At 32.4% G+C, this 8,727-nt stretch carries 9 protein-coding genes and 1 pseudogene; 8 read left to right on the top strand and 2 right to left on the bottom strand.

All coding sequences use genetic code 11. The annotated features are described in order from the left end of the window. Together BMX09_RS06415 and ahpC are read right to left on the bottom strand one after the other, a co-directional pair. Positions 1–318 (bottom strand): annotated as a pseudogene (locus BMX09_RS06415) (alkyl hydroperoxide reductase subunit F); the annotation flags it as partial. An 11-nt stretch (positions 319–329) separates the two neighbouring features. Beyond that, the gene (gene ahpC / locus BMX09_RS06410; protein WP_089746915.1) at positions 330–893 is read right to left on the bottom strand and encodes an alkyl hydroperoxide reductase subunit C; all 564 of its coding nucleotides are present in this window, start codon (positions 891–893) and stop codon (positions 330–332) included. Between the two features lie 215 nt (positions 894–1,108). On the opposite strand from ahpC, the gene rapZ reads away from it, so the two are divergent. The 8 genes from rapZ to BMX09_RS06370 all read left to right on the top strand — a co-directional run bounded on the left by rapZ (position 1,109) and on the right by BMX09_RS06370 (position 8,594). Continuing rightward, positions 1,109–1,996: an RNase adapter RapZ gene (rapZ, locus tag BMX09_RS06405; protein ID WP_089746913.1), complete on the top strand. Its 888-nt coding sequence runs from the start codon at positions 1,109–1,111 to the stop codon at positions 1,994–1,996. Positions 1,997–2,001: 5 nt separating this feature from the next. Beyond that, on the top strand, positions 2,002–3,039 hold the full coding sequence (locus tag BMX09_RS06400; protein ID WP_089746921.1) for a gluconeogenesis factor YvcK family protein: 1,038 nt from the start codon (positions 2,002–2,004) through the stop codon (positions 3,037–3,039). A gap of 34 nt (positions 3,040–3,073) precedes the next feature. After that, entirely contained in the window at positions 3,074–4,030 is a 957-nt protein-coding gene (gene whiA, locus BMX09_RS06395) for a DNA-binding protein WhiA (RefSeq protein WP_089746911.1), read from the top strand. A gap of 86 nt (positions 4,031–4,116) precedes the next feature. Next, positions 4,117–4,500 (top strand): single-stranded DNA-binding protein, encoded by a 384-nt coding sequence (locus tag BMX09_RS06390; RefSeq protein ID WP_089746909.1) that lies wholly within the window; start codon positions 4,117–4,119, stop codon positions 4,498–4,500. Between the two features lie 153 nt (positions 4,501–4,653). Continuing rightward, positions 4,654–5,361: a response regulator transcription factor gene (locus BMX09_RS06385; RefSeq protein WP_089746907.1), complete on the top strand. Its 708-nt coding sequence runs from the start codon at positions 4,654–4,656 to the stop codon at positions 5,359–5,361. A 4-nt stretch (positions 5,362–5,365) separates the two neighbouring features. Then, complete coding sequence (locus BMX09_RS06380; protein WP_089746905.1) at positions 5,366–6,787, top strand: sensor histidine kinase; 1,422 nt, start codon at positions 5,366–5,368, stop codon at positions 6,785–6,787. Further along, positions 6,787–7,419 (top strand): VanZ family protein, encoded by a 633-nt coding sequence (locus tag BMX09_RS06375; protein ID WP_089746903.1) that lies wholly within the window; start codon positions 6,787–6,789, stop codon positions 7,417–7,419. The genes BMX09_RS06380 and BMX09_RS06375 overlap by 1 nt, the downstream gene beginning before the upstream one ends. Further along, positions 7,416–8,594 carry a class I SAM-dependent rRNA methyltransferase gene (locus BMX09_RS06370; RefSeq protein ID WP_089746901.1) on the top strand — a complete coding sequence of 393 codons (1,179 nt, stop codon included), beginning with the start codon at positions 7,416–7,418 and terminating at the stop codon, positions 8,592–8,594. The genes BMX09_RS06375 and BMX09_RS06370 overlap by 4 nt, the downstream gene beginning before the upstream one ends. The last annotated feature ends 133 nt before the right edge of the window (positions 8,595–8,727 follow it).

Below are 8,727 nucleotides of genomic sequence, written 5' to 3'. Positions count from 1 at the left end.
TAATGCCTCATCGATTTTTGGAGCGCGTCCACTAACTTGTAATAGTGCTAATACAAATGAAGAAAATTCATGACCTAAAGGAATTCCAGCGAAAATAACTTCGCTGGAACTGTTTGCTTGCTTAATTTCAAAACTAGGAGTATACGGTAAAACTTGTTCTTCTAGTGTGATTTTAGGTGATAATGCGCTGACTTCTTCTAAAAAGTTACGCATTTTTTGTGATGAATCTTCTTCAGATAAACTAGCAGACAAAATAATTGGAGCGTCTAGTAATTCTAGATATTGTTGCAATTGTTGTTTTGTCTCGTTATCTAACATATAGTCACCTCTTAAATTTTTCCTACTAAATCAAATGAAGGTTTTAATGTTTCGCCAGTTTCTTTCCATTTAGCTGGACAAACTTCACCTGGGTGTTTGCGAACATATTGAGCTGCTTTAATTTTATCAATTAAAGCACTTGCGTCACGACCGATACCACCAGCATTAATTTCCATTGCTTGTACAACGCCATCTGGATCGATAATGAAAGTGCCGCGTTGAGCTAAGCCATCTTCTTCCTCTAAGACATCGAAAGCACGAGAAATTTTGTGAGAAGGGTCGCCAATCATAAAGTATTCAATTTTTGAGATAGCATCTGATGAATCATGCCAAGCTTTATGAGTGAAGTGAGTATCTGTTGAACATGAATAAACTTCCACACCTAATTCTTTTAAAGCGTGGTATTGATCTTGCAAATCTGCTAATTCAGTAGGGCAGACAAATGTAAAGTCAGCAGGATAGAAGCAAAGGATGCTCCATTGACCGTTAAATGTTTCATTTGATACGCTAACAAATTCACCTTGATGGTAAGCTTGGGCGTTAAATTCTTCAATTGTTTTTCCAATTAATGACATAATAAAACCTCCAATAATATAATATAGTTATTTATAATTATTATAAATAACTATAAAAATAAAGTAAAGACATCTGCTTATAATAAATAAAATTGAGAGAACGGTACAAAATTGTATAAGAAAATAAAATGTTTTAGCTAAAACTAACAATGATACACCCGGATGTGTTATTATAAAGGATGATTGAAATTATTCTTAAAGGAGCGTTAAGATAGATGGTTGAACAATTAGAATTAGTAGTTATTACAGGTATGAGTGGAGCGGGAAAAACAGTTGCCATGCAAAGCTTTGAAGATATGGGATATTTCTGTGTAGATAATATGCCACCAAGTTTATTACCAAAATTTTGGGAATTAGTAAAAGAATCAGATAAAATTTCTAAAATTTGTTTAGTAATCGATTTACGTTCACGTGCATTTTTCGATGAAATTATGAATTCAATTATTGGATTAGAAAATACATCATTTATTACTACAAAAATTTTGTTTTTAGAAGCTAGTGATGATTCTCTGGTATCTCGTTATAAAGAAACGCGTCGTACGCACCCATTAGCAACAGAAGGGCGTATTTATGATGGGATTATTGCCGAGCGTCAGTTATTACAAGATATTAAAGTGCGTGCTCAAAAAGTAATTGATACAACCCAATTATCCCCACGCCAATTAAGAGAAGAAATTATGAAAACTTTTGCCAAGACAGATGCGGATGTCTTTACTATTCATGTGATGTCATTTGGCTTTAAATATGGGATTCCTATTGATGCGGATATTGTGATGGATGTAAGATTTTTACCAAATCCTCATTATGTTGCTGAATTACGTCCATTAACTGGCTTAGATCAACCAGTCTATGAGTATGTTATGACACAACCGGAAACAAAAACCTTTTATAATAAATTTATTGACTTATTAGATTTTGTCATTCCAGGTTATAAAAAAGAAGGAAAAACTAGTGTCACTATTGCAATTGGATGTACAGGAGGACAACATCGTTCAGTAGCCTTAACTGAAAGAACTGGTCGGGAATTAATGTCGGATGCTTATAATGTAACGATTTCTCATCGTGATAAAGATAAGCGTAAAGAAGGGAATGGTCGATCATAATGGAGATGGAAGAAAAAGATCAAACGTTTATTTCGGAAATAAAAACTAATAAAAGAAAATCACCTAAAATAACGGTGATTGGTGGCGGAACAGGATTACCAGTATTATTAAGACAATTACGTAAACGCAAGGCCGATGTCACTGCAATTGTCACAGTAGCTGATGATGGTGGTAGTTCTGGGGTTATTCGTGATTATATTAATATTGTGCCACCTGGTGATATTCGTAACTGTATGATTGCTTTATCACCAATGGAATCAATGAAGAAGGAAATTTTCCAATATCGTTTTAATTCAGATGATAAATTTTTTGCAGGACATGCGATTGGGAATTTAATTATTGCAGCCTTAACGGAAATGAAAGGAAATAATATTTTTGAAGCAGTACGTATTTTATCAGATATGATGCAAATTGATGGGCATATTTACCCTGCTGCTGAGGAACCATTATTGTTAAAAGCTACATTTAAGGATGGTACAGAAGTTTTAGGAGAATCACATTTAGCCAAATATCGTAAACCGATTGAGCGTGTAACGGTTCATTCTTATGATGAGACTAAAAAACCAACGCCAGCAAAAGCCGTAGTAGATGCGATCCTAGAATCAGATATGGTAGTTATTGGACCAGGTAGTTTATATACTAGTATTTTACCCAACTTAATGATTGAAGATATTGGTAAAGCCGTCTGTGAAACAAAAGCAGAAGTCTTATATATTTGTAATATTATGACTCAATTAGGCGAGACAGAGCATTTTACAGATGCTGACCATGTACGTGTCTTGCATGAACATTTAGGGAAGAATTTTATTGATACAGTAATTGTTAATACCGAATCAGTACCAGATGAATATTTAAATCAACAAAAAAATGAAGAGTATCTATACCAAGTGAAGTATGATTTTAATGGCTTGCGTGAACAAGGTTGTCATGTGATTTCATCAGAATTTATACAGTTAAAAGATTCAGGTGTTTATCATGATGGTGCTAAAGTAATTGATGAAGTATATACTTTATTAAGTTCAACAAATCAACGAATGCAATAATCATAAAGTACATTAAAATGAAAGGGGGCTAATTATGTCTTTTGCTTCAGAAACAAAAATTGAATTAACTCATTTAGAAGTACATTTAGAACATGCTAAAGCAGAATTAGCAGCACTAATTCGGATGAACGGGACGGTTAGTATTTTTAATCGACAATTTGTATTAAATGTTCAAACCGAAAATGCAGCAATTGCTCGACGAATGTATATCTTGCTTAAAAAACATTATGATATGGAAAGTGAATTATTAGTTCGTCGGAAAATGAAATTAAAGAAAAATAATGTCTATATTGTGCGTTTAAAACAAGGAACACAAGAAGTTTTGGCTGATTTAGGGATTATGAGTGGCTTAACATTTTCAACTCATGTCTCGACGTTAATTATGGAAAATGAGCAAAAAATTCGCTCTTATTTACGTGGAGCATTTTTAGCGGGAGGTTCGGTTAATAATCCTGAAACTAGTCGCTATCATTTAGAAATCTATTCAAACTATGAAGATCATAATGATGATATTTGTACAATGATGAATTCATTTGGTTTGAATGCTCGAACAATTGAGCGACGTAATGGGTATATTACCTATTTAAAAGAAGCTGAAAAAATTGCTGACTTTTTAGCGTTAATTGGCGCTAGTAATGCCATGATGAAATTTGAAGATGTGCGAATTGTTCGTGATATGCGTAATTCTGTTAACCGTTTAGTCAATTGTGAAAATGCCAATATTAATAAAGTTGTAAATGCAGCTAGTCGCCAAATTGAAGAAATTAAATATATTGATGAAATTATTGGAATTGAAAAATTACCAATTAAATTACAAGAAATGGCACAAGTTCGTGTTGAAAATCCAGATATTAGTTTAAAAGAATTAGGATTAATGATGCCAAATGGTGGTATTTCAAAATCAGGTGTTAACCATCGCTTAAGAAAATTATCAGAAATTGCAGAACGGTTAAAATCAGAATCTAAAAAAACTGAACCAACAAGTGTATAAATTTTGTTATTAAAAAAATAAATAGCTAAATTTCACGTATAACTAAGTAGAACAATAAAAAACTATTTAGAAAAGGTGGAATGAACATGAATCAAGTATCATTAATTGGAAGAGTTGTACGCCCAATTGTATTAAAGGATTGTAATGAGACGGTTGTAATGAATAATTCATTAGCTATTAATCGCTTTAAAAGAGATAGTAAAAATGGAGGAGCAGATTTTATTCCAATTGTTGCTTGGGGAGCGGTTGCTGAACAACTGTATCGCTATGTGGAAAAAGGACAAAAAATTGGGATAGTAGGTCATTTGCAAAGTCGTTCTTACTTGAATAAGCAAGAGCAACAGGTGTACGTAGTTGAAGTAGTAGTTGAATATGTTGAATTTTTAGAACCATTACATAAAGGTGATGACTTACATAAAGATGAAGAATTTTTACGTCAATTTGAAATTGATTCACTAGAAGAAAGTTAAGGTAACAGCTAAAATTAGTAAAGTCTACTTTAAGCATTATTAGCTAGGGTAGACTTTTGTTATGAAAAAGTTAATTTTACTTTTAGAAAACGGTCTATCTTAAAAAAGATGTAGTATAATAAGATTGTAAGAATTGTAGAAAGGAGTGACAAAATGGATATTTTAATGATTGAAGATAATGAAGCAGTTTGTGAAATGATGGGAATGTTTTTTGAAAAAGAGAGTTGGAATGCAGCATTTTATCATGATGGTAAAGAAGGTTATGAGGCTTTTATAATGAAGCCTTCAAATTGGGATTTAATTATTTTAGATTTAAATTTACCTTCAATGGATGGAATGCAGATTTGTCGCTCAATTCGACAAGTGAACGAAGATGTTCCAATTATTATGCTAACTGCAAGAGATTCAGAAAGTAACCAAGTAATTGGCTTGGAAATGGGGGCGGATGATTATGTTACCAAACCATTTAGCCCATTAACAATGATGGCTAGAATCAAAGCATTACATCGTCGTGTGCAACGTTCTGGCAAAAAAGTAGATACAATCCAAAATGAATTTGATGTTGAAACCACTCATGTAGCGATTAATACTAAAACACATGAGGCATTTATTAATGGTCATAAAATAGAAGCCCTTACACCTAAAGAGTTTGATTTATTGGTTGTGATGGCCAAACATCCACGTCAAGTGTTTTCAAGAGAGCATTTGCTAACCACAATTTGGGAAGAACCTTTCTTTGGAGATGAACGAACCATTGATGCCCATATTAAAAAATTGCGTCAAAAAATAGAAGCTGTTGGACCGCAAGTAATTCAAACAGTATGGGGTATTGGATATAAATTTGATGATTTAGGAGTATAAGTGGATGAAGTATTTCTATCAACAATTATTGGCCTGTTTATCGATTGTTTTGATTACAATTTTATTATGTGGAGGCTTAGTTTACAATTTTACGATTGATAGTATTTACAGTAATTTGTCGCATAAATTATCAGGTTATGCGGAAACAATTATTAATCAAAATTTAGATGTAGCAACTGTTGAACAAAATTTGAATATTTTAGAAGATAATACGATTCAAATTGCGCAATTCGACCAATATAATATAATGACTTATCCCAAAACGAATTATGCCTTTAAAAGTAATTTAACAGATAAGGAAATTCGTCAAATGAAAGATGGTGATATTATTGCAATGAAGCAAGTAAAACAAAATTTTGATGGGCAAGAAAAGGAATTGGTATTAATTTATTATCCGATTTTCAAGCAACAAAAATATACTGGTTTTATTGCGATTGGTTCCCCTTTAAGTCAATTACAACATCAATTAACTGATTTACAAAATAGTATTTTAGTTGCATTTGGCATAGCGAGTGTCTTTGGGATTTTGGTTAGTTTTGTTTTTGCTAGGTATCAAACGAAGCGCATTGAACAATTACGTAAAGCTACACAGCAAATCGCTGATGGGAACTTTGATGTTAGTGTGCCACACGCTACCAAAGATGAAATTGATTACTTAGCAGTATCGTTTAATCAAATGGCGAATTCATTACGCAAATCAGAACAAGAAATAGAGCGCCAAGAAACATTAAGAAGACAATTATTAATGGATGTTGCTCATGAAATGCGTACACCATTGACAACAATGAACGGTTTATTAGAAGGTTTACTTTATGATATGATTCCAGAAGATAAAAAGGCTAGAAGTTTGGATTTAATTTGTAAAGAAACCCAACGGTTAACCCGCTTAGTGAATGAGAATTTAGATTATGAAAAAATTCGTGCTAATGAAATTGTTCTAGTGAAGCAAGAGATACCCGTGAAGCCAGCATTACAAAATGTTGTCTTACAATTACAAGAACTAGCTGATAAAAAAGATGATCAATTAGTTATTCATTGTGAAGATGATTTTACCATTTATGCGGATTATGATCGCTTTATCCAAATCGTCGTTAATCTTGTTAAAAATGCTATTCAATTTACTGATCATGGAACCATCACTTTAAAAACATGGAGCGATAAAAATAACGATATATTAGCTATTCATGATACTGGTATTGGGATTGAAGCTGATAAAATTGATGCTATTTGGGAAAGATTTTATAAAGCAGATATCTCACGTAAAAGTACTAAATATGGTGAATCAGGTATCGGATTAGCCATTGTGAAGTCGCTAGTCACAAGTCATGGTGGTGATATTTCGGTTCATAGTCAAAAAGGCAAGGGAACTAGTTTTATTATTAAGTTTCCAAAACATATATGCGAAAATAAAAAAGGGGAACTGTAATGTTTTTTTTAGAGTCATTATATTTATGGCTAGAACAGATGTTTTCAGGTAAAATTAATCATTTTCCTTTAATTCGTTTGGTTGTTCATAGTCTTGATCAAGCATTCGTCTTATTCTTTTTATGGTTAGGTGTATGGTTTAGTTATTGCTTGCTAAATCATAAAAAAGTATGGGAACAACTAAAAAGGAGTTATCCATTACTATTTTGTGTGTTTTATATTATTTTATTATTTGAATTAACAGTCTTTCGTTATCCAATGACTATTTTTTCTGTTAAAGTAGTAAAGCATACAATAGAAGATATTCACTTAGTTCCATTTATTGACAGTATCCACTTACTCTATGGAGATTCAGTCTTTTCCATTCTTTATAATATTTTAGGGAATGTGGCATGGTTTGTACCATTGGGGTGGTTTGTTGGTAGGTTATCTAAGGAACATACAATGAAAAAAGCTTTTTATATGGGGGCTTTAGTATCGTTATCAATCGAAACATTACAATTTTTATTTTTAACAGGTGTCACGCATATTGATGATGTGATTTGGAATACATTGGGATCAATCATTGGATATCAACTATATAAAATTATTAAAAGAATACTAATAAGAATTCTTAAAGGAGAAAATAAATGAAACAATTAATGGTACGTAGAAGAGCTGCTAGTCAAATTAGAAAAGGAAGTCCACTGATTCGTATTGATGATTTGGCACAAGAACCAATTTGTAATGAAGGTGATATTGTTAGTGTTGTTGATGAACGTCAACAATTCTTAGGAACAGCTTATGTTGGTACACAAAATAAAGGGATTGCCTGGATTTTTAGTAAAGATAAAAATGCAACATTAACAGAAGAATTTTTTCAAGATTTATTCCATCACGCAATTGATCATCGTCAATCATTATTAAATGATGAAGCTACAAATGCTTTTCGTTTATTTAATGGTGAAGGCGATGGTTTTGGTGGGGTGACAATTGATTCATATGATGGGTATTTAGTCTTCTCATGGTATAGTGAAGGAATTTATATTTATCGTGAATTAATCATGACAGCATGTTTACATTCAGTTGATGGTATTAAAGGGATTTATGAAAAAGTTCGTTTTCAATCAGATTTAGAAATCTCACGTTTTGTTGGAGGACAAGAAGCTCCAGAACCTTTAATGGTCAAAGAAAATAATGTGCAATATGCAACTTATTTAAATGAAGGGCTGATGACTGGTATCTTTTTAGATCAACGTGATGTCCGTCGTTTATTAATGGAAAACTATAGCGCAGGTAAGACAGTCTTAAATACTTTCAGTTATACAGGTGCTTTCTCAGTTGCTAGTGCAATGGGTGGAGCAACTCATACTACTAGTGTCGATGTTGCTAAGCGTAGTCTATCAAAAACACGTGAACAATTTACAGTGAATGGCTTAGAAGCAGAAGACCAAAAAATCTATGTAATGGATGTTTTTGAATATATTAAATATGCAAATCGTAAAGAACTTGACTTTGATATTGTAGTGGTGGATCCACCAAGTTTTGCTAGAACGAAAAAACGTACATTCTCAGTTGCTAAAGATTATCCAACATTAGTAGAAGAATTAGTACCATTAGTCAAATGCGGTGGAATCTTAGTCTTATCAACAAATGCAGCTAATGTTACCACAAAAGAGTTTGATCGTATGATTGAAGAAGGGATTCAACCATCTGGTAGAAATTACCGCATCCTACATAAATTAGGTTTGCCGGAAGATTTCCCGTCAGCACCACATACACCAGTAAGTGACTATTTAAAAGTTCGCTTTATACAATTAGATAAATAATAATACAAGTCACCATTTTACTTCGGTAGAGTGATGGCTTTTTTAATATGTAAACAAGTAGGTATTTTTGTAGATTTTTAAAATTTTAAGTCAAGTAAAGAAAGCGCTTTTGTAGTATAATATAGTTGAGAGA

The sequence above is a fragment of the Granulicatella balaenopterae genome (genome assembly GCF_900111135.1).
Taxonomy (GTDB): domain Bacteria; phylum Bacillota; class Bacilli; order Lactobacillales; family Aerococcaceae; genus Granulicatella; species Granulicatella balaenopterae.
Note: the sequence above shows the minus strand (reverse complement) of the source record. Positions and strands in the feature narration are given on the sequence as shown.

What these genes read in the sequence shown, in the direction of transcription:
- rapZ (WP_089746913.1), top strand. Translation starts at nt 1,109, where the DNA reads ATGGTTGAACAATTAGAATTAGTAGTTATTACAGGTATGAGTGGAGCG.
- BMX09_RS06375 (WP_089746903.1), top strand. Translation starts at nt 6,787, where the DNA reads ATGTTTTTTTTAGAGTCATTATATTTATGGCTAGAACAGATGTTTTCA.
- whiA (WP_089746911.1), top strand. Translation starts at nt 3,074, where the DNA reads ATGTCTTTTGCTTCAGAAACAAAAATTGAATTAACTCATTTAGAAGTA.
- BMX09_RS06380 (WP_089746905.1), top strand. Translation starts at nt 5,366, where the DNA reads ATGAAGTATTTCTATCAACAATTATTGGCCTGTTTATCGATTGTTTTG.
- BMX09_RS06400 (WP_089746921.1), top strand. Translation starts at nt 2,002, where the DNA reads ATGGAAGAAAAAGATCAAACGTTTATTTCGGAAATAAAAACTAATAAA.
- ahpC (WP_089746915.1), bottom strand. Translation starts at nt 893, where the DNA reads ATGTCATTAATTGGAAAAACAATTGAAGAATTTAACGCCCAAGCTTAC.
- BMX09_RS06370 (WP_089746901.1), top strand. Translation starts at nt 7,416, where the DNA reads ATGAAACAATTAATGGTACGTAGAAGAGCTGCTAGTCAAATTAGAAAA.
- BMX09_RS06385 (WP_089746907.1), top strand. Translation starts at nt 4,654, where the DNA reads ATGGATATTTTAATGATTGAAGATAATGAAGCAGTTTGTGAAATGATG.
- BMX09_RS06390 (WP_089746909.1), top strand. Translation starts at nt 4,117, where the DNA reads ATGAATCAAGTATCATTAATTGGAAGAGTTGTACGCCCAATTGTATTA.